General features: G+C 50.9%; 18 protein-coding genes. 9 read left to right on the top strand and 9 right to left on the bottom strand.

The window, feature by feature from the left end:
* Window positions 1-11 precede the first annotated feature (11 nt).
* Window positions 12-1,025 carry a type I glyceraldehyde-3-phosphate dehydrogenase gene (locus HJG54_RS02040; protein ID WP_316433070.1) on the top strand — a complete coding sequence of 338 codons (1,014 nt, stop codon included), beginning with the start codon at window positions 12-14 and terminating at the stop codon, window positions 1,023-1,025.
* Between the two features lie 113 nt (window positions 1,026-1,138).
* Here the strand turns inward: HJG54_RS02040 and HJG54_RS02035 are convergent, their stop codons facing one another.
* Window positions 1,139-1,852 (bottom strand): response regulator transcription factor, encoded by a 714-nt coding sequence (locus HJG54_RS02035; RefSeq protein WP_036001288.1) that lies wholly within the window; start codon window positions 1,850-1,852, stop codon window positions 1,139-1,141.
* A gap of 433 nt (window positions 1,853-2,285) precedes the next feature.
* Between HJG54_RS02035 and HJG54_RS02030 the strand changes: the two genes are divergently transcribed.
* A complete protein-coding gene (locus HJG54_RS02030) occupies window positions 2,286-2,891 on the top strand; it encodes a CPP1-like family protein (protein ID WP_316433068.1) in 606 nt (201 codons plus the stop codon).
* Window positions 2,892-3,039: 148 nt separating this feature from the next.
* On the opposite strand, the gene HJG54_RS02025 is transcribed toward HJG54_RS02030, so the two are convergent.
* From HJG54_RS02025 to HJG54_RS02005, 5 genes are all read right to left on the bottom strand, one after another.
* Complete coding sequence (locus HJG54_RS02025; RefSeq protein ID WP_316433067.1) at window positions 3,040-3,447, bottom strand: hypothetical protein; 408 nt, start codon at window positions 3,445-3,447, stop codon at window positions 3,040-3,042.
* A 399-nt stretch (window positions 3,448-3,846) separates the two neighbouring features.
* Entirely contained in the window at window positions 3,847-7,014 is a 3,168-nt protein-coding gene (locus tag HJG54_RS02020) for an AAA family ATPase (protein ID WP_316433065.1), read from the bottom strand.
* Window positions 7,015-7,338: 324 nt separating this feature from the next.
* Window positions 7,339-9,150: a YbaK/EbsC family protein gene (locus HJG54_RS02015; RefSeq protein ID WP_316433064.1), complete on the bottom strand. Its 1,812-nt coding sequence runs from the start codon at window positions 9,148-9,150 to the stop codon at window positions 7,339-7,341.
* A 22-nt stretch (window positions 9,151-9,172) separates the two neighbouring features.
* Window positions 9,173-11,893, bottom strand: a complete 2,721-nt coding sequence (locus HJG54_RS02010; protein WP_316433063.1) for an NfeD family protein — start codon at window positions 11,891-11,893, stop codon at window positions 9,173-9,175.
* 160 nt (window positions 11,894-12,053) lie between these two features.
* Entirely contained in the window at window positions 12,054-12,968 is a 915-nt protein-coding gene (locus tag HJG54_RS02005) for an alpha/beta fold hydrolase (RefSeq protein WP_316433062.1), read from the bottom strand.
* 339 nt (window positions 12,969-13,307) lie between these two features.
* Here HJG54_RS02005 and HJG54_RS02000 point away from each other — a divergent pair, with 339 nt between their 5' ends.
* On the top strand, window positions 13,308-15,323 hold the full coding sequence (locus tag HJG54_RS02000) for a serine/threonine-protein kinase (protein WP_316433061.1): 2,016 nt from the start codon (window positions 13,308-13,310) through the stop codon (window positions 15,321-15,323).
* Window positions 15,324-15,352: 29 nt separating this feature from the next.
* Here HJG54_RS02000 and HJG54_RS01995 read toward each other — a convergent pair whose 3' ends face one another.
* Window positions 15,353-16,048 (bottom strand): response regulator transcription factor, encoded by a 696-nt coding sequence (locus HJG54_RS01995; protein ID WP_036001268.1) that lies wholly within the window; start codon window positions 16,046-16,048, stop codon window positions 15,353-15,355.
* A gap of 183 nt (window positions 16,049-16,231) precedes the next feature.
* Between HJG54_RS01995 and HJG54_RS01990 the strand changes: the two genes are divergently transcribed.
* From HJG54_RS01990 to nfi, 5 genes are all read left to right on the top strand, one after another.
* A complete protein-coding gene (locus HJG54_RS01990; RefSeq protein WP_036001265.1) occupies window positions 16,232-16,825 on the top strand; it encodes a glyoxalase-like domain protein in 594 nt (197 codons plus the stop codon).
* A gap of 247 nt (window positions 16,826-17,072) precedes the next feature.
* Window positions 17,073-17,264 carry a hypothetical protein gene (locus HJG54_RS01985; protein WP_316433058.1) on the top strand — a complete coding sequence of 64 codons (192 nt, stop codon included), beginning with the start codon at window positions 17,073-17,075 and terminating at the stop codon, window positions 17,262-17,264.
* A gap of 137 nt (window positions 17,265-17,401) precedes the next feature.
* Window positions 17,402-18,361, top strand: coding sequence for a UDP-glucuronic acid decarboxylase family protein (locus HJG54_RS01980; RefSeq protein ID WP_316433057.1), 960 nt, complete (start codon window positions 17,402-17,404; stop codon window positions 18,359-18,361).
* 270 nt (window positions 18,362-18,631) lie between these two features.
* Window positions 18,632-20,017, top strand: coding sequence for a UDP-glucose dehydrogenase family protein (locus tag HJG54_RS01975; protein ID WP_036001256.1), 1,386 nt, complete (start codon window positions 18,632-18,634; stop codon window positions 20,015-20,017).
* 271 nt (window positions 20,018-20,288) lie between these two features.
* Window positions 20,289-21,020, top strand: a complete 732-nt coding sequence (gene nfi, locus HJG54_RS01970; protein ID WP_316433056.1) for a deoxyribonuclease V — start codon at window positions 20,289-20,291, stop codon at window positions 21,018-21,020.
* Window positions 21,021-21,706: 686 nt separating this feature from the next.
* Here the strand turns inward: nfi and HJG54_RS01965 are convergent.
* The gene (locus tag HJG54_RS01965; protein WP_316433055.1) at window positions 21,707-23,383 is read right to left on the bottom strand and encodes a mechanosensitive ion channel; all 1,677 of its coding nucleotides are present in this window, start codon (window positions 23,381-23,383) and stop codon (window positions 21,707-21,709) included.
* Window positions 23,384-23,850: 467 nt separating this feature from the next.
* Here HJG54_RS01965 and HJG54_RS01960 point away from each other — a divergent pair, with 467 nt between their 5' ends.
* Window positions 23,851-24,303, top strand: coding sequence for an SRPBCC family protein (locus HJG54_RS01960; RefSeq protein WP_036001253.1), 453 nt, complete (start codon window positions 23,851-23,853; stop codon window positions 24,301-24,303).
* 4 nt (window positions 24,304-24,307) lie between these two features.
* On the opposite strand, the gene HJG54_RS01955 is transcribed toward HJG54_RS01960, so the two are convergent.
* On the bottom strand, window positions 24,308-26,134 hold the full coding sequence (locus HJG54_RS01955) for an aspartate kinase (RefSeq protein ID WP_316433054.1): 1,827 nt from the start codon (window positions 26,132-26,134) through the stop codon (window positions 24,308-24,310).
* Window positions 26,135-26,341: the final 207 nt, after the last annotated feature.

Raw genomic sequence — 26,341 nt, 5'->3', positions numbered from 1 at the left:
GGCGAGACGCAGTGATTAGAGTAGCGATCAACGGTTTCGGACGGATTGGGCGCAACTTCTTGCGGTGTTGGGCAACCAGAACAAACAGCAATTTTGAAGTTGTTGCTATCAACGATACTTCTGACCCTAGAACGAATGCTCACCTTTTAAGGTACGACTCGATGCTGGGTAAGTTCGGCGCTGATATTAGCGCCGATGACAACACCATCACGGTGAATGGCAAAACGATTAAATGTACATCCGACCGCAATCCGCTTAACTTACCCTGGGGCGCTTGGGATATTGATCTAATTATTGAATCAACTGGCGTATTTACCTCTCGTGAAGGAGCTTCTAAGCATCTAGAAGCGGGCGCTAAAAAAGTTCTGATTACGGCACCTGGTAAAAACGATGACGGCACCTTTGTGGTCGGAGTCAACCATGACGACTATGACCACAGCAAGCATACGATTATTAGCAACGCTAGCTGTACGACCAACTGTCTAGCTCCAATTGCCAAGGTGCTGCATGAAAGCTTTGGCATTATCAAAGGCACAATGACCACCACCCACAGCTATACCGGTGACCAGCGTCTGCTCGATGCCAGCCACCGAGATCTGCGTCGGGCACGGGCAGCTGCGCTCAACATTGTCCCCACCACTACTGGCGCTGCCAAGGCGGTTGCTCTAGTACTGCCTGATCTGAAGGGTAAACTGAACGGCATCGCGCTGCGGGTTCCCACACCCAACGTTTCGATTGTGGATTTGGTGGTGCAGGTTGAGAAGTCAACGATTGTGGAACAGGTGAATGAAGCCCTTAAGGCCGCATCAGAAGGTCCGCTCAAAGGCATCTTGGCCTACAGCGATCTGGAGCTAGTATCCTGCGATTATCGGGGCACGGATGAGTCTTCGATCGTGGATGCTAACTTGACGATGGTGATGGGCGGCGACATGGTGAAGGTCGTAGCCTGGTACGACAACGAATGGGGCTACAGCCAGCGAGTTGTGGATTTGGCTGAAGTGGTCGCCCAGCGTTGGGTGGCTTAGCCTGGCATTTGATTGAGTTAAGGCCAATTGGTGAGCACTGGGGTTGATGAGCAGAGATATGCCTGTCAACCCTTTTCGTTGTGCCGGTTGATTTAGGTCAGATGGATTTGATACTAGGACTCAGATTCACCTTCCTTTGAGGGTGCTTCAAACTTATAGCCAACGCCTCGCACTGTCTGAATCATGGCAGGTTGTGACGTGTCGATTTCGATCTTCTTGCGAATTTGACCGATATGCACATCCACTACCCGCTGGTCGCCCACATATTCGTAATCCCATACTTTTTGAATCAGTTCGGCCCGCCGCCAGACCCGTCCCGGATGGCTGGCCAGAAAATGCAGCAGATCGAACTCTAGAGCGGTCAAGGGCACAATGTTGCCATTCAGGGTGACTTCTCGCCGCACCGGATCGATCACCAAATTGTCGAAGGTGAGACATTGCTGCTCAGCCGTTGTCACCGGACGCTGCCGCTTCAAAATTGCGCCCACCCGTACTTCTAGCTCACCGAGGCTGAAGGGCTTGGTCAAGTAATCGTCGGCCCCTTGCGAAAACCCGCGAATCTTATCGGCTTCGTCACTGCGGCTAGTCAGCATCAGCACAAATACCCCAGTCCGGCTTTGCATTTCCTGACACAAGTTATATCCAGTGGCATCTGGCAGGTTGACATCCAGAATCACCAGATCGGGGTTGAACTGCTCAAAAATAGCCAACGCGCTTTTCCCATCTTCGGCGGACTCCATCTGATAGTTCTGCTTTGAGAGAAAACGGTGGATTAACATCCGAATAGCGGGGTCATCATCAACAACGAGAATCTTGGCTGGGGCCATAGGGATAACCTTAGCGATAATCAGTGAGCGTGGATAAGGAGTAGGCAATCGAACTTGTTAATCTTTCGATATTTAAAGCTAAGTGAAAAATTCCGCCTGGACGACTAGCTTGGCCATGATTTGGATTCACAATAAATATATACACTTGCCGCAGGTGTGGCTATTGAAACCATTATCGATCTAGAAATTAGTAACGCAAACCGTCTATATTTGTTAGCCTGACAGTAATCTTAGAGTCTTAGAGTCGGTTGCCCTACTGATCATAATTCTCTCATCAATTTTATTTATCAAGCTCAACCGGATGGTTACACTATTGGCTAGTGGGATCAATTGGCGAAGAAGTGGGTAGATGCCGTTTATCTTGGCTGATATTCTTGAATTTCTATGCCGATCATAATCGAATTGTGCAGAGGGAGTCTTCTGGAGGTTGTAGATGAGTGACAAAAACCCCTACGAAACACTTGGGATAGATGAAAATTCACCGTTTGATGAGATTCAAGCAACTCGCAACCGTCTAGTGCAGGAACATGCGGGCGACCGGAAGCAGCTTGAGGCCATTGAAGCGGCCTATGAAGCCATTTTGATGGACCGCCTGCGGTTACGCCAAGAAGGCAAAATCAAAGTTCCCGATCGGATCCGCTTCCCGGAACGATTGGTTGAACCACCGCCAGACTTCGCTCCCACTCCGCCAAAGCAGACTCCAGACTGGCTCCAGCGCCTGATTGATACTCCCAGTCGGGCTGATATTCTCTGGCCCGCGGCAATTTTTGTGGGTACCGGGCTGCTGAGCTTGAGTGCTCCGCCTTTAGCATTAGCGTTGGGGGTAGGCGTTAGCCTCTATTTCCTCAATCGCAAAGAGCACAAGTTTGGTCGGGCGTTTCTGCTGACGCTGATCGGCTTGATCGTTGGGGTCGTGTTGGGTCTACAGATTGGACAATTCCTCCTTCCGCAACTACAGCAAATTTCGTTGAACTTGAATTCGTTTGCAGCGCTGGTTACGTTCTTTGTCCTCTGGCTGATTAGCAGCTTCCTGCGCTAGTTGTCGCGTACTGTTCAAAATCGGCTCTAGAAGTTAACCCTAACGCAAGCACTCTACTCAGCAAACGCTGCAAATTGTCATCCAGTCAGAAAAATCGACTCTACTGGGTACAGGCCAAATCCAGGTTTGTACCCTAATTATTGCGCTTCTATTCTGCCGCCTCTTCGTCTTGATCGGAACGCGACTGCGAAGAGGTAAACAATCCTGCTTTTACGGTAAAGTCCAGATCGGCAGGCAGAACTCTAGAAGAAGCCGCTAACTGCGAAGCGGGAGCTGACAGCGAGGTTGGCAAGTGAACGGTCTGATGGCAAAGGATTGCCAGCACGCAGGAACAGAAGGCTAACAAACAAAAATCCAGGTTTTTACCCGAAGCAAGCCATTGCAACGCTACCGCTGAGGGGGAGGGTGGCAGTTGGGATAGCTGGCTCGTTTTTGCCAGTACGGGCTTTGCTAGAGCAGAAGCAGGTTGAACCGTTAGCGCTACAGCAGTCTGTTTGCGTGGCCAGTTTGGTTCATTCGTTGCTTCACTAAACGATCGATGTCTTCTGTGTTTCACAGTCTCAAGCCTCATGAATACCGATTGAATCCACTGTGGAATCCCCTATGTAGACTGCCCAACTTGATCGAGTAAGTTGCAGCACTCAAGCTACCAGTCTAGTAAACTTAACGCACTTCGGACGGGAGTTGTTCCGGAAAGTTTTGCAACTTGTCTGGTGCTCTACAGATTTTTACGGAGAATTCAGCAGCGTTATCCAGAGTACAGCAGCTCAGCAATTTAGGCAGTGGTTTACCCTTCACATATGCGTTTGCATTGCCTGTGCGTGGCACAGGTAAGGGCGAAGCATTCGCTCCCAGATCTATCTGATTGTCTTCTGAATTACTGAGCAAATGCTTCGCCCTTACTGAGCCGACGCCAAACCAATCAAACCTAACCTAACGTCTAGCTCCTGACTCGCTAAGCCGTCAACCTCAACTGAGACCCCTGCTCGGTCTTACAAACTTCGATCCGGGTTTGAAAGGCTTCTTTGAGATGGGGAATGTGGGTAACGGTGAGGATACAGGCAAAATCCGCCGCAATCGTATTAATCGCCCCAATCAGGCGGTCGCAGCCGGCGTCATCCTGAGTACCAAAGCCCTCGTCAATGATCAATAGCTGTAGGGCCATGCCAGACCGCTGAGCCAGCAACCGCGCCAGCGCTAATCGAATTGCAAAATTGACCCGAAAGGCTTCTCCGCCAGAATAGGTTTCGTAGGGACGGGTGCCCTGCACATCGCTAATCAAAATATCTAGCGTATCAATCATCTTGGTGGCAGCCAGATTGGTTTTGCGGCTGGCCCGCTGGGTGACAAACTGGACATGGAGCTGGTTGGCGCTCAACCGACCCAAAATTTGATTGGTTTCGGCTTCGAGCTGGGGCAGCACATTTTCGATCATCAATGCCTGGATGCCATTTCTACCAAAGGCTTGGGCCAATTCCTGGTAGACGCGCAACTGACGCCGCACCGTTTGCTGCCGGGTTTGGAACTGGACGGCTTGGATCTGCAGCTCTGCAAACTGCTGCTGCTGTTGCTGCAATCGTCCCAACTGGGCCAAGCATTGATCGAGCTGGGCGCGACGCTGCTGCATTTGTTGCTCCAAAGTTTGAATGGCAGCGGCTGGATCGGGGAACTGCTGAAGCTGTTGAGTTAGGGTGGCAATTTGGGTATTCATCGCCTCTAGCAACTGGCTGCGGTTCACCCAGAGGTCGGTCAATTCCTGCAGACGCTGCTGAAGCTGGGGATAGTGCTGCTCGGCTTGCAGCAAGGATTGGTAGCGGAGTTGCCAGGGTTGGAACTGGCGCAGAACTTGGCGCAACTGGGTATGCTGATCGGGGTTATAGTCGAGTTCGAGAAGCTGGCGGTCGAGGTGATCCAGCGCTTGCCGTAAGGGAGAAGACTGCAAGCTGTCGAGCTGCTGCTGTAATTCAGCGATTGTGGCTTCGAGCTGGGGCTGCTGTTCGGCTAACTGCGCCTGTTTGCGTTGCGCTTGGCGAATTTCCGCCTGCTTAATTTCAGCCCAGCGCCAGCGATCCACCTGTCCCCGCACTAAGGCATGATCGCGGTCATCGTAGTTGAGTTGGCGCAAGCTATCATCCAGCAATCGCAATTCCTCATACAGGTCTGTCGCGTAGTCGCCGTGGTGCAGCGACTGTTCCAGTTCGATCTGTTCGGTCACCACTTGCTGCAGCCGCTGGTGCCCTTGCAAAGCCCCTTGGATCTGCTCCTGAAGCTGGCCCCGCTGCTCTAGTACTTTGCCGTACTCGGCCAGCTCGTGCTCCAGTTCCCGATACTCCTGCCGCAGCACGCGAATTTCCCGATCCGAGGTGGTCAACTGTTCGCGAATTACCCAGAGCTGATCCTGAATCTCCTGTTTTTCCTGCTGATGCCGTTCCAGCACCAACTGCCAATGCTGCTCATCCAGTGGACGGCTGCACAATGGACAGGGTGGATAGCTAGATGCCTCTAGCAGCGGCGAGCTGAGAGTCACAACCTGTGGCACAGACCGCTCAACTCGCTCTAGCTGGAGTTCTCCTTGCATCTTGCCATCTCGCCAATTGCCGATTTCCTCATCGCCGGGGTGTTCCTCTCCAGCGGTAACCCGCTCCTGCTGAAGCATCAACAGTTTGTGATCGAGTTCAGCCATTTCTCGTTCGCATTTCCGCTGTTGCTCGTGCAGGCGTTCCATAAAGGTGCGGCGTTCCATACCTTTTTCGCGTACCTGTTGCTGATAGAGGCGACGCCGTTCTAGATACTCGATGCGTTCGGCAATGGTGATGGCAGCCTGTTGCAGCTGGGGTTGAATTTGCTGCTGCTGTTCTAATTGCTGCCGCAGAGATTGCAGTTCTTCGAGGCGGGCTGTGAGGCGGGCTTGCTGCCGGTCGATCTGGGTTTGCACCTGCTGGCGTTGTTGAATCAGAGGAGCTACCTGCATCTGGCGTTGATCTAACTCGCTCAACCGCAGGCGAGCTTGGCGCAAATGTTCTAGTGCGGCTTCCACATCCTCGGTTTTGGCTAGCGTTTGCTGAATGTCCTGCTGCTGTTGCCGCAACCATTCCCAGCGAGTTTGGGCTTGGCGGAGCTGATCCTTGAGCTGATGCACTTGCTCGGCCTGCTGCTGCTGGAGTTGCTGCTTGCGGGCTTGCAGAGTTTGATAGATCTGAAATTTAGCCGTTTGGGATTCTTCTTCAGCTTGGAACTGCTGCAGCTGCGTGTAATGACTGGTAATTTGATCAGCCTCACGCAGAATTGCCTCTAATTGCTGCTGCTGCTGCTGGGCGGCTAGTCGTTCCTGGTGTAGCCTCTGACATTCCTGGCTGAGGTGCTGCTGCTGTTGCTGGTGCAAGGCTAACTGTTGCAGACTCGCTTGGTGCTGTTGCTGAGCGATCTGGAATTCTCGCAGCAATTCGGCATCGATTTGTTGCTGGTGCTGCATTTGCTGCAGGCTAGCGCTGAGCTGATCCTGCTGGGCCGCTAGCGTGGCTTCTTGCTGGAGTTGGGTGCTGATACTGTCGAGCTGACGTTCCAGCATGGTCAATTCGGCCTTGAACTGGCGGGCTTGCTCCTTGGCTTGTTCCGCTAGAGCATCATATTGATCCAGCTTCAGCAGATCAGCCAGAATCTGTTTTCGTTCGCTGGGCCGCTTCAGCATGAACTCATCGGCCCGCCCCTGCCGCAGATAAGCTGAGTTGATAAAGGTTTCGTAGTCCAGCTTCAGGTGTTGCAAAATTAACTGTTGTGTGGCGCGGATACCGCGTTCGGTCAAAGAGCGGAACCCATTTGGCGTTTGGATTTGAAACTCCAGCGTGCTCACCTGACCGCGATGCCGCGAGCGAATGATGCGATAGGTCTGCTGATGGCAAGCAAAGCTAAAATCCACCAGCGCCTCAGTGGCTCCCAGATGAATCACATCATCTTCGGTGAGTGCCCGACTTTCGCCCCAGATTGCCCAGGCCATTGCCTCTAATAGCGAAGACTTTCCGGCTCCGTTGGCACCGCAAATGCAGGCGACATGCAGGCCCCGAAAATCGAGGCACGCTTCTCGGTAACTGAGAAAGTTTTTCAGCGTTATCTGGAGCGGAATCACAAAGTTATCGCTGCAATCGTTTAACTCGTGATCTTAAGATAGCAGTACAGTTGCACTTTAATACGATCGAACTTTAGTATTTACGAACTATTTTTCTGCAGCTAGCGGTTTTTCGTTCAAAAATTCGGTTTCAGCCCTGTAGTGAACTCAGCAAAGCGGTTCAATCTTGACCTTCAGCCCACAGGGGAATTTGCCAAAAACAGCAGAAATCAAGCCAAGAAATCAACAAAGCTTCAGTTTAAACTCGATTTTTTTGTTTTCCGGCAAAATTAGGCTTTGCGGTTAAAAATTTTCGCCGTTTGCCTCAACCAATCAAGCTGCTTTCTAGAAGTCAACTCGTTGATAATCTGCAATAATCCGCAAAAAATCTTGTTTCCTAATTTTCAAAGTTTTGCGGTTATCGCCGCTGCCTGTATAAAGCCATTTGCAGCGGTGGCTAATGATGGCGGAATCAACATATTTATGCACCGTGTTGCTGGCTTCAAACCCAAAGGGAGCAATCCCACCTAGGGGAAACCCCAATTGCAGAATCTCCTTTTCGCGGGCAAAGTGAATGTGATAGTGATTCACGCCTAATAAATCTGCGACTCGATTGATATCAAGCCGCTTCTCGGATTGGAGTAACACAGCCACAAATTCTTCGGTGTCTTTATGGCGAATCAAAAGAGTTTTGATAATGCATTTGGTTAACGGACCAACCTCTCGCTTCACATCCTCCATCGACAAAACTGGCTGATGCTCTAACACTTCATATTCAGCGTTCAAGTCCTGAAGAATTCGTTCTACATTACTGTAACCGCTGGTGGCTTGAGGGGGCTTATGGGCCGTAACAATCACATAGTAACCGTTTTGTCCGGCTTTGTTTTCGGCTAGGGTTTTGTCAGCAGCAACAAAGGCCGCATGAGCAAACTCGTTTTCTAACAAATTATTTGGCAACAGCGCCATGATCATCGGATAGGTACTGATGGAATCCACATTAAAGATGCGATTGATTGGACCTTCGATACCTGTATCAAACAGCTTGCAAAAAATGTTAAATCTAGTTTTCGGAGTTAAGTTAACCTCCAATGAATTATTGTCTTTATCAATTTGTGCTACTAAAGCAGAATCGCGCCAGGTTGGAGTGACATTCAGCGTAATCGAATTGGCATTATAAAAGGAAATAAACAGATAGCCGCCCGGTTTAAGCCAATCATAAAAACGCCGTAGCATCGAGTTGCTATCTTCAACAAAGCTGCCCATACCAAAGCTGGCGACGACCAGATCGCATTTTCCATAAAACTGCTGCTCATCGATTAACTTTTCATACTCAAAATCATTGACAAAAAAGCAGATGTTTTGAATTTCTCGATCGCGGCGAATTCGATTGGCTTCATCAATCATGTTCGGCGAAAAATCGTAGGCAAACACAGTTTTGAAATGCCGTGCCATCACAAAGCTGTGTCTTCCGGTACCGCAGCCAATATCAATGGCAATCTGATCGTTGCCGTCTTGTTTTAGTTTTTTGATCAGCTTATTCAGTTTTTCGCTCTCATACTCCATGAACTCATGGGTAGCAATTTTCGCTTTGCCGTAGGACTTGTCATAAATCGGTGCCGCCATCTCAGATAGAACTAGATGAAACAATTTGCGCAGGCGTTTGATCAGCTGCTCTGCAATCATGTTCACCATTAAGGAATAGGCTAAATCACCGCTTTCAATCGGAATAAAATAATTGATCGCTTTAGTTTTGAGAACCTCATCTTTGCTAGGAATTTCAGTTCTAATAATGTCAACTCTGGCATCTTTGAAAAGCTGGACAATATTCTGATCCACCGTTACGGTAGACCAGAGCACAATCCGGTCAATGTAATCCCGCAAACGCCGAAACGCAAACTGTAACGCAGGCGGAAAATCTGTCTCTTCATAGAGGCTAAAAATGACCAGCACTCGATAGACCGACGATGCATAGGTGCCAGGAAATTCGTCCTGGGGCGTCGCGAATTCTAACAACAAACAGTTCTTGCCATGTAATGATAATAAGCCGCTATGGTCGTTCGTATGATAGGGCTTCAATTTGAAGAATTTATTGACTAATCCTTCCGCTTCAAATTTGGCTTCAATCGTCGATACGATGTGCGGAACATTCAGTTTCATTGCTTTGTTTCATAGCTTAATTTCAGCGTTCTGATGAAGCTGCCACCGCTCGTCGGGTCGCTTGAACTCGCTCGACTTGTTTCGGCGCATTCATTTGTTCAAATAACTGAATTGCGGCAGCAAAATTGGCTTGGCTAGCGGCAAGTTCATTCAGCTTATAGTAAGTTAAGCCCAACTGATAGTGAACTTCTGCTAAGTCGCCGCGGGCTTCCAGCTGATCGAGCAGCTGTTTGGCCTCTAGTAGCTTGGCAATCGCCGCCTGAAAGTCAGACTGCTGCCGGCAGAGTTCGGCTAAACCGCTCAATGCTCTGGCCTTCACCTGCGGATAACAGCTCCGCTCGGCAAAATGCTGGGCCAACTCATACAGCCGCCGAGCGTTGTCCAGTTCATCCAAATTTTTGGCTGTTAACCCTAAAAACAGCAAGCTATAGCAGCGACTCCAGGAGCTAAAGCTAATCGCGGTGAATTCCTGCGACACATGCTCCATGAAGTCCATCGCCGCTTTGCGGTTGCCCTGATGGGAGTGGAGGAGTGCCAAACAAAACCAAGAACCCACCGCATAGACATGGTGCTCGGTTTGGGCAGCACGGGTATTCACTAGATTAAAGAGCTGAAGTGCCTCATCGAGTTCCCACAAATCAATGCGACACAGGCCGATGTTGAACAAGGAAACCAGCTCTAGATCTGAAATTCGATGCTCCAGGGCAATGGCGTGGGCCTGCTCATGGCAATGAATTGCTTGATGCACGCTGCCGGTGAGCCAATGCAAATCGCCTAAAATCCGGTACAGGTGGCCCAGTGTTCCTCCAGACTGAAGCCGCTGAAGGATCTGAGTAATGGCGGCGATCATTGGCTGTAGCAAACCCAGCCGATAAAACGAAACTCCCAGCGGTTCGTTCTCGATTTGGTCCCCGCTCCGCTGTTGCAGAATCACGGCGGCCGCCGCTTCCCAATCACCAATTTGGACGTAGTGGTGGTATGCTTCCAGGGCCGTCAAGGCATCAGCAATCGTGGCAATCGTCGGAACGGTTTGCCAGAATTGAGCGGCTTGCCGATTAGCGAGCTGCCATTCCTGGCTACGGTGTAACAGTTCGACTGCTCTGGCCTGAATGGTGGGGTGCAGACGGTATCCCTCATCGCCCACCTCCACCAGAAACAAATCGCCGAGAAACCGAATGACCCGCCGTTGTTCGGTTTCCGGGACATCCCATAAAAGCGCCAGCAGCCCAGCGATTGGCACGTTGGCAATGTCTTGATAGCGATAGCAGCCCAAACGACACAACAATTGATAAGCTTCCGGATAGAGCTGCTGCAGGCGGGTAAAGTGGCTGTCTACTAAGGCTTCTAAGCTGGTTTCACTCAGTAGATCGGACTGGTGCTCGCGCCAGTAAGTATTTAGACAGCTATCGCAATCGACACGAATCACACTGCTAAGAATGGTCATGGCTTTAGCGTTGCCGCCGTATGCCCGATGCATTTGCTCTAGGGCCGGCGATGTGGTGGCAATCCGACAGCGGTTGAAAAACTCCCGCCATGCCGTCACATCCAAACTGGGCAAAACATAGGGCTGCGGGGTGACATTCACCTCATGCAGCGGTTCCCGACTCGTGACCAAACTAACTGATTGCACATGCGGATCGGTCAGAACCTCCAGCAGGGCAGCATACTGACGCTGGGATTCAATTAGGCGACCGTTGCGGTCGAGGGCGGGTTCCAGATTGTCAATCAGCACGCCAATTTTGACCGGCCTGCCGTTCACGGTGGCTTGGCGTAGTTGTTGCCGCAGTCGTTCCAACGAAACACTAAACTGGCGTCCGGGCTGTTCACTGAAATAGCGCTGTAGCCACTCTTGCACGACACTTTCGGCAGAAGTGAGGTTGTGGGTTTCCTTAGCCATCCAGCATTCCAGCACCAGATCAAAGCCTTGCTGACTCAGGTATTGCCGCGCCAGGGTAGTTTTGCCCAAACCGCCCGGACCCAGAATCGTAATCAGCTTAGCTCCGGCTTGAACCAACTGATGCAGATCGGCAATTGCTTGAGCGCGTCCGACAAAGTTGGGGTGGATGGTCGGCAATAGATGATCAATCACAGTTGGTTGCGCCCCATCGGCCACCCCAGTTGGAGCTACGGTTGGAGCTACAGTTTGAGCACTGGTTTCTACAATTTCTTGCCAGGTTAAGTTCAGAATTTTGCAGCAGGCTTTGAAGGTTTTGATGTAAATCGGTTTGCCCTGAATAAACCGCTGCCAGGTTTCGGGGGCAATGTCGTTGGAAGCCGTTTCGTTACCAGTTGCCAACACAACAATCGCGGCTTTTGCTCTAGGTTCTGCGGCTTGTAGCGTCCACCCCTTTTGCTGCCATGCCTGCTGAATCTTAGCTAGCCCAGACGGAGAGGCTTTCAGCAGGATGGTTGGCTCTACAATCAGCGTAATCCCCTGCACTGCCACAATGTCTACCAGTTCCCCAGCCGGAATCGTAATTGGTTCCAAACAGCGGGCCGACCACCAGGAGGCTTTGAATTTGACTCGGCCTTTTTTGTCCGGCTGAATCGGTTGTTCAACGATGGCTTGTCCCTCCAGCCCGATCAGGTTGGCTTGAGCTGAGTTGCGCCAAGCGAGTTGGAGATCTCTGGAACTAGTATCTTTCTGACCTGATGAGGGCAATTGGGCGTCATGCTGGGCCTGATTGAATGCATTCTGATGATTCATCTGCACCGTGATCCTTGCCGTGACGAGTGGGGGCATCGACATTTAGCTTAGTTCTACGCCCAAACTCGGTGAAATTACAGAATCATGCAAATTTATTTATATAGCTGTGCTAGATGAGAGGTGAAATTGATTGAGGAGTCAGGAGTCAGAAGCCAGGAGCGTTTTTCTATGGGATTGCTAAGGTCTTGTTTGGGTCTTATACTGCCGTCGCCAACCAGGCGAGAATTTCTGCATTTACCCGCTCGGCGGATTCGTCGTAGGGACAGTGGCCCGCATCCGGGATTTCGACGAGCTGCAGTTGGCTGTGAAGTGCGTTGGCAATGTGCTTACCCCAGGTGAGGGGAATCACCCGGTCCTGCTCTCCCCAAAGCAGCAAAATTGGCACGTCTACTTCTTGCAGCAATTCTTTTGTAGCGCGGCTAAAATCCGTCTGAGTGCGGGCTTGCGCTAAGCGACAGAAGGCTCTAGACGCCCCACGGTCATATCCGGGCTGCAAAAAACTTTCAATCAGGGCTTCGGTGACTCGCTCTTGGTTAATGTAAACCTTGCGCAGCACCGACCGAATCACGCCAGGACGCAGGACCAGCTTGAACAGCGGACGCACCAGCAAGGGCGTGGTAAATAGTCCTTCAACCGAAGCTACCAACGGCTGCAACCATCCCGGTAAGATCTCCTGACGCGCGGCTGGAAGGGTAATCAAAATCAGACGCTCAACCATTTCTGGATGGGCTACTGCTGCCGATAAAGCCACCAAGGCCCCCAGCGAATGTCCCACTAAGGCAATCGGACGATTGATAAACACGCGCCAGAATTCGTAGATCTGCTCGACCCACAGCCCAACCTTGTAGGTTGTGGATGCTTTTTCCGAGACGCCAAATCCTACCAGATCAAGCGCATAGACCGGATGGGCCTGACTCAGCGGCAAAATATTTTCGTGCCATTGGGTTAGGGCAGAACCAAAGCCATGTAGCAGCAGCAGAGGAGTGGCCTCTTCGCCGGATCGCGCCTGACCGCTCCAGGCAAACGTATAGCGAACTTTCCAGCCGCGCCAGATCCAGTCGCGCTGAAATCCTAGCTGCAAATGCCCCGATTGTAATGGCGTCAACTTCATCACGGTTTACGACGGTTTACGAAATTTTTTCAAGTTGCGTTGAATCGACCAATTAAACCTACAGTGATCCTAGGGTGATTCAAGTGGTTTAAGGGTTACCTTGGGCTTGTTATCTTGGACTGGGCTGCGACAGGTTAGAAATTAGGAGTCAGGAGTCAGGCTTCCCAGAGCGTCAGCCGACGGGAGTCAGAAAGTCAGTTTGCTATCCTAAACTGGGCTGCGACTATACTGCAACTGCTCTACTCTATTGCCTGATTGACGTGGGCATAATCGTCACAAGACCCAACTGAGCGCGACCGCGATTCGCTGTTTAAGGATGCATTTACCTTTGAGTTCCCTATGAGTCTTTGCATTAATCCTCACTGCCCTCAGTCCGATCATCCTGGGAATGATGGTAGCCAATTTTGTCGAAGTTGTGGGTCTGACTTACTGTTGTTGGGACGCTACCGAGTCATGCGCCTGCTGAGCGACAAAAGCGGCTTTGGGCGGGTGTATGAGGCGTTTGATCGCAGCACGCCTAAGATTCTTAAAATACTGAAGGAGCACTACAGCCATCATGTCAAGGCGGTCGAGCTGTTTCGGCAAGAGGCGATTGTGCTGGGTCAGTTGCCCCATCCGGGTATTCCGGCAATTGAACCCCAGAGCTATTTCGAGTTTTATCCCAAGGGCAGTTCTGAGCCACTGCACTGCATCATTATGGAGAAAATCGAAGGCCCCAACCTGAAGGAATGGATGCAGCAGCAGGGCAATAACCCAATCAGCGAGAAGCAAGCCCTCAATTGGCTGAAGCAGTTGGCCGAAATTCTGCACCTGGTGCATGGCAAAAACTACTTTCACCGCGATATCAAGCCAGAAAACATCATGCTGCGGGCCAACGGACAGTTGGTGCTGGTGGATTTTGGTGCGGCTCGTGAGATGACCTATACCTATCTGGCCCAGATGGGTAACACCGGCGGCACCCGCATCAGCTCTGCCGGATATACACCTCCCGAACAGGAAAAAGGCCGAGCCGTTCCCCAATCTGACTTTTACGCCCTGGGCTATACCCTGATCTATCTGTTGACCGGTAAGCCTCCCACCGATCCAGACATGTACGACTCGCTGCATAACGAACTGCGCTGGCACCGGTTTGCTCCCCAGGTTTCTCCCGCCCTCGCCTACGTGATTGATCGGTTGATTGCACCTCAGGCCAGTGCACGCCCCCAGAATACAGAAGAACTGTTGCAAATGCTGGCCCGCGTGGAGAAGGCGCAGTCCGAAAAAAAACCAGCTTCGCCTCAGGCTGTTGTATCGACGCTGGTTCAAGATCAGGCTCGATTGGGTTCTACTCACCTAGGGCCAGTTGGTCTGCGATCCCGCCGCTGGCTCTGGGGTGGAGCACTGGCTCTGTTGCTAGTGGCAGGAGGATATACCCTTTGGCAACTCAAACCAGAACATTTTCTACAGGCCACTCGCACCGAGCAGGCCACTATGCTCAAAACCCTAGAAGGACATGCAGGTACGGTCCGCTGTTTAACCTTTACACCTGACGGGCAACGGCTGATTACCGGCAGTAATGACCAAACAATCAAGGTCTGGAATGTGGATACCGGCCAGTTGCTATTTACCCTCACCGGCCACACCAGCGCCATTAGAAGCTTGACTGTCAAATCCGATGGTTCAACCCTGGTTAGCGGCAGCGACGACCAGACAATCAAACTCTGGAATTTAGGCAACGGCCAGGAAATCGGCACCCTCAAGGGCCATACCAGCTATTTGAATGCAGTGGCCATCAGCCCCGACGGACGACTGCTCGCTAGCGCCAGTGCCGATCAAACCATGCGCCTTTGGGATTTGAGCACCAAGCAAGAGCTACGCCTGTTCAGCGGCCACAGTAGTTATGTCAACTCGGTGGTGTTTAGTCCCGATGGCAAACTGTTGGCGAGCGCTAGCGCCGACCGCACTATCAAACTTTGGGCCGTGGCAACCGGCGAACTGTTGCGCACGCTCGAAGGCCACAGCAGCTATGTCAATGCCATTGTGTTTACGCCCGATGGAGCGAATCTAATCACCGCCAGTGCCGATCAAACCATTCGGGTCTGGAATGCAGCAACCGGAGCTGAGGAACGCCTGCTTAAAGGCCATATCAGCTTTGTCGAAGATATTGCCATCAGCCCCGATGGGCAGTACCTACTCAGCGGTAGTGCCGATCAAACCCTGAAATTGTGGGATCTCAGGACCGGAAATCTACTGCGGTCGCTGACTGGGTTCAATGCCCACATCAAACAGTTTACTCCCAGCCCCAACTGGCAATCGGTGGCGGTAGCTGTAGAAACAACAGTCAAAATTGCTCAACTGCCTCGTCGGGCAAATTAGGTAAAAGAGCATTTAGGTTAATTTTGAGATTATTTGGTCAGCCCATGCTCCAAAGCATAGCGAACTAGCTCAGTACGGCTATTGGTACCAGTTTTGCTGAACAGCCGACTGACATACTTCTCCACATTCCGGACGCTAGTATCGAGCCGACGGGCAATTTCCTTATTCATCAAGCCTTCGGCCACCAGTTCTAGCACGCTTTGTTCCCGTGGCGTCAGGTCGAGGTTAATTGGGGCTGGAGTTTGGGCAATGCTGCTCCGCTGACTTAGCATTGCCTTAATTTGGGCAATCTGCCGCGCCATTTCGGCAATATCAGGAGTTTCGCCATCGCCCGCCGCTTTGGTAACAGCCGCCCGCCGGTCGAGGAGATTGGTGACAATGGCGACCAGTTCATCCGGATCAAACGGTTTAGACAAATAGGCATCACAGCCGGCGTTATATCCCTGAATTCGGTCGGTTGTCATACCCCGTGCGGTTAGAAACACCACTGGTAGAGCTTGGTAGCGGGGATCTTCCCGGAGTTGTTTCAGGAATTGATAGCCGTCTACCTGCGGCATCATAATGTCTGAAATCACTAAATCGGGCGAGGTCTGCTGCAACAACTCCCACCCTTCGCGGGCATTACTGGCGACATGCACCTTAAAGCCCTCATCTTCCAGGTAGGCTTGAACGGCTTGACGTAGCCCCGGTTCATCATCGACGAGTAGCAATTGTCCAGTCGCCATGCGGTTTTCTCCTTGCGATTCACCCTAATTATAAGTTTTGCGATACCTGCGGGAGTTAGACGAGGCAGTGGCAGGTTGATAGACTAGAAGGGAAGATAGAGAGATTGACAAATTCTCCCAAGCCTCTATAATTTCGCACAACTTCGGCCATCATCTGTCGCTATTAGTCACTGTTTAGTATTCATGGTTATTCTAGGTCACGTTTTACCATCATCTTTGCCCATTCTGGGGTCGTTTTTGCCTTCCTTGCCGTTAGATAGCCTGCTTTCGACTCAAGGCATTATGGTGCTGCTGCTGGTTGCCTATGCCGGAGCCATGTGGATGTTTCTCACTAGCGCCCCCAAAGTTCACACCATCATGGTGTCGGACTTAGAACTGGCACGACAGTTTTATGAAGGGCTGCTGGGTCTACCTGTTGCCGATGTGCCGTTGCATTACTACTACAACTATGAGCAAACCCTGGGCACCGCCAGTATTGATCCTCTCTATGCCTCTACGGCGACCTTAGGCCGCCCCATGACCCAGAGCTACCAATCTTCATCTGGACTTTGGTATCAGTTGAAGAAAAATACGCAACTGCATGTAATTTCGGGCGCTAGCCTGGGGCTGAAGAACCGCCAGCGCCATGTCTGCTTTGATCACGATTGTCTGGAGCAGTTGCTGATGCGGGTACAGTCCTACGGGGTAAAACACAAAATTCGCCGCGACAAACCCCTCAATTTCCTGGTGAAAGACCTGGATGGCCGGATTATTGAAATGGCTGAGGTTTCCAACTGATCGAGCCTCAAATTTAGCCTCAGGGCGGTGTCAAAATCTTGTAAATTGTTCCTAGGCATTCCTCTAGAGTGCCTTTTTTTGTACGAGTTTTTGCACTGGCCTCTATTCCAGTTTTTGCACTCGTTTTACACTGACTTTTGCACTCGTTTTTGTGCTTAAGTTCTTTGCTCTGGATAATTCAATCAAATCAAACAATACACCCAGATCAACCAGAACCAGTAGGTGTTAGAAGACTGAACTGACTCAGATGTCAGGCTTTTCTGTTGTGATTCAGCCCGCAATTGAAGATTTAATGAAATTTGCTCCAGAATCACTGGCCAACGATCAGAACGCTGATATTTTCTGTAGCAAGTTCATGCAGCACAACTACCGAAAAGTGGCTTCAAGCTATAAACTGTTTGCAAAAATAGCTTTTAGTTTTGGAGCTATAACTCTATGAGTCCTAAGCTAGCCTGCTTGAGGCAGTGTGATTTTATGCAACTTAGCTTGCATGTAGAGAATCAAAAATGACTAGGGAACTCTAGGGTGGTCTGGCTCTGCTGTGAGCAATTACCTGTCAATACAAAGCGTCAAACTATGCGGATTCTAGTTACAGGTGGTGCGGGCTTTATCGGTTCTCACCTGATTGATCGATTGATGGAGCAAGGACATGAAGTTATCTGCTTAGATAACTTTTATACCGGCCATAAGCGGAATATTCTGAAGTGGATCGAGCATCCCTACTTTGAATTAATCCGCCATGATATTACCGAGCCAATTCGGCTTGAGGTTGACCAAATCTATCATCTGGCCTGTCCTGCCTCTCCGGTGCATTATCAATACAACCCGGTCAAAACCATCAAGACCAATGTGATGGGAACGTTAAATATGTTGGGCTTGGCAAAGCGGGTCAAAGCTAGATTTCTGTTGGCTTCTACTTCTGAAATCTATGGGGATCCAGAAGTTCATCCTCAAACCGAGGACTATCGCGGCAGTGTCAATCCGATTGGGATTCGCAGTTGCTACGACGAAGGAAAACGAGTCGCAGAGACGCTTGCCTTTGACTACCATCGCCAAAATGATGTGGAGATCCGAGTCGCTCGCATCTTCAATACCTACGGCCCGCGCATGTTAGAGAATGATGGTCGAGTGGTAAGCAACTTTGTAGTGCAGGCCTTACGAGGTCAATCGCTGACGGTTTATGGTGATGGCTCTCAGACGCGCAGCTTCTGCTTTGTCTCTGACTTAGTAGAAGGCTTGATGCGGTTAATGAATGGAGAGTACATCGGTCCAGTCAATTTGGGCAATCCCGATGAATACACCATTTTGCAACTTGCAAAAGCCGTCCAGCAAATGGTGAATCCCAGCATCGAAATTGATTATCGCCCTTTACCCCAAGATGATCCGCGTCGCCGCAAGCCAGACATTACTAGAGCGCGGACTTGGTTAAATTGGCAGCCAACTGTACCGTTGCAAGAAGGACTTCAGCTCACAATCGAAGATTTTCGGGCACGGTTGACCGATACGGTTCCCAGCATAGCTGAGCAAATCATCTAAACAGCATCTGCACATTTGGCGCAAAGCTGACAGGTAGGCTGTGCTGAGAGTGTTGGGTAGCGCGAATCAGCAGAACAGTAAAGCAGCTCAATTAAGCACAGACGGGTGTGCACAATCAAGTTACATCTAGATCCCATTGTTTGATATCAGGAGCCGGAGCAGTTAAGTTTTTGACTGATTTTCCTTTTTGTGTGTCTATGATGTTTCGTTTCGATTCCATCGCCCCTGATATCGTTCCATTCACTTTAATGTAGTTAAGGACTTATCCCTATGCGTGTTTGTGTCATCGGTACTGGATATGTTGGCTTGGTGACTGGTGTTTGCTTAGCTCATACTGGACATCATGTCATCTGCGTTGACAATAACGAAGAGAAAGTGAAGCTAATGCAGTCCGGGCAATCTCCAATTTTTGAGCCTGGGCTATCTGAACTGATGAAGGGTGTGATTGAAGCCGGACGGATTGAGTTCACTACCGATTTGGCGGCTGGCGTGAATCACGGTGAAATTCTCTTCATTGCGGTTGGCACACCTCCTCTGCCGACGGGCGAGAGCGATACGCGCTATGTGGAAGCAGTTGCAAGAGGGATTGGAACTCACCTGAATGGTGGCTATAAAGTGATTGTCAACAAATCCACGGTGCCAATTGGCTCCGGTGACTGGGTGCGGATGCTGGTTCTGGATGGCGTTGCAGAGCGGCAACAGGCTTTGGTTTCTACCAGCGGCGGCACCATGACTGAACCGCAAATCGATTTTGATGTGGTTAGCAACCCCGAGTTTCTGCGCGAAGGCTGCGCTGTTTACGACACCTTCAATCCAGATCGGATCGTGTTGGGCAGCAACAGCCAACGAGCCATCGCCATGATGCGGGAATTGTATGCCCCGATTATCTCTCGTGAAATGGCAGAAGATAAGTCATTGCCCACTGTGCCAGTGGTGGTGACCGACCTCAGTTCGGCAGAAATGGTCAAGTATGCTTCCAATGCCTTCCTCGCCACCAAGATTAGCTTCATCAACGAAATTGCCAATATCTGCGACCGAGTTGGGGCAGATGTGACCCAAGTTGCCAAGGGCATTGGTCTAGATTCTCGGATTGGCAGCAAGTTTTTGCAAGCTGGGATTGGCTGGGGCGGTTCTTGTTTCCCCAAAGATGTGTCAGCTCTGATTCACACGGCAGATGATTACGGTTACGAAGCGCAGTTGCTCAAGGCAGCGGTGACCGTAAACCAGCGTCAGCGCCTGATTGCGCTAGAGAAATTGCAGCAAGTGCTGAAAATCCTCAAAGGCAAAACCGTTGGGCTGCTGGGCCTTACCTTCAAGCCCGACACCGACGATATGCGCGATGCGCCTGCTTTGGATCTAATCGAACAGCTCCATCGCCTGGGTACCAAAATCAAAGCCTTTGACCCGTTGGTGTCACAGAGCGGTATGCGCCATGGCTTGTCCAACGTGATTGTCGAAACTGACGCTGAGCGCTTGGCCGATGGTTGCGATGCTCTGGTGCTGGTGACCGACTGGAAGCAATTCCGCTCACTCGACTACGCCAAGATGGCAAAACTAATGAATAACCCAGTCATGATCGATGGCCGCAATTTCCTCGATCAAGAGATGTTGGAGGCAGCTGGTTTCCGGTATGTCGGTATCGGACGCTGTAGCTAAAACTAGTTTTGAGTGTTGAGTTTTGAGTGTTGAGTTTTGAGGGTTGAATTGACCCAAACTATCAATTTGTTGAAGTCCTGAACCAAATCACAAATATAGCGTGCGTTCGCGTAGCCTATGTGGAGCATAAGTATCTTCAGCGCCAACCATAAGACTCTGCTGAATGCTGAGGTTAGCGACTTAACTCAAAACTCAAAACTCAGAACTCAAAACTTCTAACTTAAAGCTCTCCTCTCACGCATTGAAAGCAGGTAAGGTAACAACAAACGCCTTGCCTGTTTTTGTTATGGAAATTCAGCATCAGCATGATTGGAACCTAACGCCGGAGGCAGCCGTGGCGTTACAGCAGTCGCTGCGGCAAGCAATCATCACGATTGATCAGTTTGACGAGGTGCAGACTGTGGCTGGGGTAGATGTGGGATTCGAGGATGCCGGTGAAACCACTCGCGCTGCAGTTGCGGTTTTGAGTTTTCCCCAGTTACAGGTAATCGAGCAAGCCGTGGCTCGCCGTCCGACTAGCTTTCCTTATGTGCCGGGGCTACTGTCATTCCGGGAAGTGCCTGCGGTGCTGGAAGCATTGGCGAAACTAAAGCAACTGCCAGATTTACTGCTGTGTGATGGACAGGGTACGGCCCATCCGCGGCGATTTGGGATTGCCTGCCATATCGGTTTGCTGACAAATCTGCCAGCGATTGGCGTTGGCAAGTCGCTGTTAGTGGGAACTCATCCTGCGGTACCTGATGAAAAGGGAGCCTGGGTACCGCTGAAGCATAAAGGCGAAACGATTGGAGCCGTTGTGCGGACGCGAGTGGGTACAAAGCCATTGTTTATCTCACCCGGTCATCGGATTAGCCTAGCAACGGCGATTGAGTATGTGATGCGCTGCACGACTAAGTATCGCCTACCGGAAACCACCCGTCAGGCCCATAACCTAGCCTCTGAGACACCTGCAGCAGTGATTGATGCCGTGATCGCCGATCAGCAGTTGCGCCTGAATCTCTAGATCGATTGCAGATCGATTGCTTGATTCTGCTGGGAAGCGTTCAGCAGTGCAACGATACGGGTTTTGCTGTAGTACTTTTATTGCAGTACATAGTATGAACCAGGACTGGCAAGATCGATAGGAAGCAGGGAAAGAACCAGCATCATGGAACTTAGCCCTATGTCTTTGAAGAAAAACCTGATTTATCTCAGAACAGCCTCTACCACTCTGCTGCTCCGCTTAAGCCCATACCACCATTAAAGGGCTGGGACGTTGTGAAATCAGGAAATTGAGAACCTGAACCACCAGAACAAGTGACAAAATTGGCTGAGAACAATTCCACCAAAAACTTGCAGACATTTCAAACATTGCAAAACGGTTGAACCACAGAGGCACAGAGGACACAGAGAGAAGAGGTTGGGATAATTATACAGAATCTGGTTAATCAGCCAGAATCCGCGTAGAGGCGTTTTGCGAAACGCCTGTACAATACAGAATCTGGTTAATCAGCCAGAATCCGTGTAGAGGCGTTATTTCCTGCGGAAAGGCTACACCTATGCGAAACGCCTGTACAATACAGCGTCTAAATTGGGGTGTTTAGTCGGATCTGATATTAATCGGCTGTTTGCTACGTCATGCGATAACTAAAAAAATCCCCCAAAGCGGGGGATCCACATAACGCAGAATCAGTTTAGTTGGAGGACGGGTTACTGCCGCCTAAACGAGCTGAGCCAATCGCGCAAAAGCTCGTCGGCTACGCCGCGACCACCCAAACCAAAGGCAACTCCAATCGCCACGGCAATCGCGCCCAGCAGCAAACCAAACGCCAAATTCACAATATTGGGAGCTACACCCATGCGATTCAGCGCCATTGCCCCGGCAAACGCAATAATGGCAATCCGAGCCGTTTGTCCCAAGATCCGCGCCTGCTGACCACCTGAGCGGGCAATCACATTAAAAGCTAGGTTCGCCAAATACAGCCCGATTCCTAGCACAACCAGGCCAATCAACACATTACCCAGTACCGCCAGAATCCCGTTGACAATTTCGGTCAGAACAGCAAATTCCAGCTTTTCAACCGCAGCCACAGCGCCGGTCAGCATAATCCCAACCAGCACGATGATGCCGACAATTTCAGATGGAGTTTGCTTCGGTAGGCTGGGAGTTGGAGGAATGACGTTGGACTGTCCCAGGGACAGATCTTCGGGAGGTGGCGGCACATCAGCGAACGGATTCACCGCCGGGGGAGTGGTCGGAAATCCGAGCCAGTTAAAGATATTGTCGAACCCAATGCTGGTCAAAACGCGAGCCACCAAGTCCGCCACAAATCGTCCGATCACATAGGCAATGGCCAGAATCAAAATGGCGGTAAAAATCCGGGGCAACGCATTCAGGATTTGGCCCAGCATCGTAATGGCCGGTGCCGAGATTGCCTCGATTTGCAGCGCATTTAGAGCCGCGATTGCCGTTGGAATCAGCACGAGCACATAGACAATTGTGCCCAGAAGAGCCGATAAGGACAGCCCCCCTGTAGTCTGGGTCAAACCAATCCGCGCTCCAACCTGGTTGGTGCCAATGGCGGCTAGGAAGTTAGTGACAATAGTTCGGACAATCCGGGCAATAAACCAGCCGATTACCCCAATCAAAATAGCGGTCAGAATCCGAGGCAAGGCTGACAGGATCTGATCCAGCAAATTTTGCACCGGTGCCAATGGCCCTTGCAGTTGCAAAACATCTAGAATCAGGGGCAAAAAGAACAGCAGAATAAACCAATAAAGCGCATTGCCAAAGGTTTCATTCAGCATCAGGGGAGCAGCGCCTGGTGGTTCCCCAGTTTGTTGGGCAATTCGAGACTCTAAGTTGAATCGTCCCAGTCCACGAACCACAATCGCTTTCGCTAAGGTTGCAACTAACCAGGCTACCCCTAACAAGGCAGCAGCACTAACAATTCGCGGCAGATAAATAAACACCTGCTGCAAAAAGGAATCGAGGGGAGCAGAGACGGCTGTTAGCTGTAGGGCATTAAAGAAAGCCACTAGCACAAAGGCCATGATCAGCCAGAAAACAGCCGTACCAATCCATTTTTCAATGGGAATTCTATTCTCGGCTCCCCGACCCCCGCCGGCCCATGCCGCAATGCGGTTGTCAAAATTTGTCCGTTTCAGCAACCCTTGCACCACAGCGGCCACGATCAAGGCAACAAGCCAGCCAATGATCAAAATCGCAATGGCACCTAGCAAGTTAGGCAGAAACGCAGCCAAGCTAGAAAGAAACTGTCCAGTTGTATTCACTGTGACTTCAATCGGGTTTGCCTGAGCCAACGTAGGGGGAAGTTGTGCTCTGGCTGGCCCCAGTCCACAGGTGACGCACCAAATAGAATTCATGATCGTCTTCGTAAGAAATTACAAGTTTGGGCTTGTGAAAAAATATCTCTGAGTCTGGTGAAAAAGTCAGGTAGTAACGAAAATAAACTGCTTTAGGGGAAATACATCGTCTGCGGCAATACGAAATGCCTTCTAGTTCGGCATCTCGGTGCTGATATTCAGACTTTAGACTGAGTTAGTAGGTCAAGTAAGTTAGCAGTTTGGTGATTAATTCAGGTCACTTAAAGAATAAAGTTCCTGGAGAGAGTTTTGAAGAGCGTGCAAATGGTTTGTAACAATTACAAATACCAGTGCAAATCCCAGAAGCAGAAATGAGGTCCAGTACCTGTTGATGAGAGCGCTTGGCAGTCAGCATTGCCCTGTGGCTGATCATCTATCTACCCTTTTCAAATAGGTCCTCCTTACACTCTGCTTGACTGCTAGAGTACAGGAGACCAATGTGAACAAAAATTAACTTTTCGATGTCAATGCAGGTGTTTGAACAATCGATTCACATCAAAGCCAGCGCCACAGCTGTCGAGCAGTGCTTTACTGATCTAGCTCTGATGCACCGTTGGTTAAATCCAGTGCTGCGCTGCGAACCCATCGGTGATTGGAGCACGGCCAAGGGCAGCAAAAGCCGATTTGTGATTCAGATTCCGTTCCTGCAACCCACACTCAATAGTACGGTGGTTGAGCGGCAGCCTGGCTTGGTTGTTTGGGAGTTCAAGGGTTTCTTTAAGGGGCGCGATCGCTGGGAATGCCAGCCTACTGAGCAGGGAACGACGTTGCTGAATCGGTTTGAATTTGATATTCCTAATGCGATCGTCCGTTACGGCTTTCAGCGTTTTGCCCTCAATTGGACTAAACAAGACATGCAAGCCCAACTGCGACGCCTGAAGCGAGTGGCAGAAGAGGTGTATCGGGATACTGAAGTTTGAGGTTTCACGCTGGCACAACAATCCGCTGATTGCCCGACAGTCCAAAGGCAGCATGAACAATTTGCAAGGCTCGCATTCCGTCTTGTTCGGCCACTAAGCAGCTCACCTTAATTTCAGAGGTGGCAATCATTTGAATGTTAATTTGCTCTTGGGCCAGCGCCTCAAACATGCGAGCGGCAATGCCCGGACGACCCACCATGCCGGTGCCGACAATGCTGACTTTGGCAATCGAGCGATCAACGATTACTTCCCCAAAGCCCAAATTAGAGGACTGAAGGATTGACTGGGCTTCATCGGCATCGATCGCGGCCACCGTAAAGGCAATATCGCGGCTGGCGACTCCGTTGATCAAGCGGCAGCGCTGCGATTGAATGATCATATCGACGCTGATGTTGCGCTCGGCTAACAGAGTAAAGATCCTAGCCGCCATCCCTGGCCGATCTGGAACATGCCGAATTGCTAAGCGAGCTTGCTTCAGGTCGAGAGCTGCCCCCCGAACCGGAGGTAGTAGGTTATGAGCAGCCTCGGTGTTTGGCTCACGGCGTCCGGCTCCCGATTTGGCCGGAGAACTGGTGACATTGAAAGCTTGACACAGGGACGCGATGGCTCGGTCGCAGTCTTCTTCGGCAATGGCGCAGCTCACCTGCACTTCCGAGGTGGAAATCATCTCAATATTTACCTGCGCTTCGGCCAGAGTGGTGAACATTTGAGCCGCCACACCCGGTCGGCCAATCATGCCCGCGCCGACAATGCTGACTTTCGCCATCCGGCGTTCCACCATGACTTCGGCTTCACCGGCAATGGGATCGGTTTGGTTGCGTAAGGCAGGCGCAATCGCAGCGGCCACCGCTTCCGCTCGGTTCAAGGAATTTTTGGTGACGGTAAAGGCAATGTCGTTCGTGTTGCCTTCGTGGATCGACTGGATAATCAGGTCCACGTCCAGATCCTGAGAGGCAATTTCACCAAATAGACGGGCAGCGATTCCGGGCCGGTCCGGAACCCGTAAGAGGGCGACTTTGGCTTGATCGGTATCAAATTCAACTGCATCAACTGGGTGGGCAATTTCTAGTCCTTCTAAGGGGCGCGGCTGCGGGATAGGAGAAATCACTTTCGTACCCGGATCCTCGGTCCAACTGGAGCGTACAACCAGCGTGACACCATAGTTACGCGCAATCTCCACCGCGCGTGGATGCAGTACCTTTGCCCCCAGGCTAGCCAGTTCCAGCATTTCGTCGGAGGTAATTTCATCCATGAGCTGGGCATCGGGGACAATGCGCGGATCGGTGGTGAGGATTCCGGGTACATCAGTATAAATCTCGCAGCAATCGGCCCGCAGTGCTGCCGCCAATGCCACTGCCGAGGTATCGGAACCACCGCGCCCCAGGGTTGTAATTTCCAAATCAGAGAGGCTGGAAATGCCCTGAAATCCAGCCACGACGACAACTCGTCCCGATTGGAGGTGGCGCTCGATCCGTTCGGTTTCAATGCTGAGAATGCGGGCGCGAGTATGCTCTGCTTCGGTGACAATCCCCACTTGCGCGCCGGTCATCGAAATAGCTGGCTGCCCCAACTCTTGCAGCGCCATACTTAACAGGGCAATTGACACCTGTTCGCCAGTAGACAGCAGCATGTCCATTTCCCGCCGGCTGGGATTGGCAGAAATCTCGTGCGCTAACTTCACCAGGCCATCGGTGGTCTTTCCCATCGCTGAAACCACGACCACAAGCCCATGACCAGTTTGAGCCGTTTGAATCACTCGCTGAGCGACTGCTTGAATCCGCTCCACCGAACCAACAGAAGTGCCGCCATATTTCTGGACAATCAGTGCCATAGTGCCGCCTACTCTGGCTTTTGCTTAAATCTCTACAACCTAATAAAGGTAACAGACCTGAAGAGCAATCGTAGATAAATTATTAGATTCTATGGGTTCACTTAACTATACTTAACTGCGACTGGTTGCTCTAACATCCGGCTTGTGAGCATAATCTCTACAGAGGTTCTGCCTCACCCCAGGGAGCGTCGGGTGAAGTGGAGCCTC

The sequence above is a fragment of the Leptolyngbya sp. NK1-12 genome, assembly GCF_032598965.1.
In the GTDB taxonomy this organism is placed as follows: Bacteria; Cyanobacteriota; Cyanobacteriia; order Elainellales; family Elainellaceae; genus Elainella.
The sequence above is the reverse complement of the archived record's forward strand: the minus strand, read 5'-3'. Positions and strand labels throughout refer to the sequence as shown.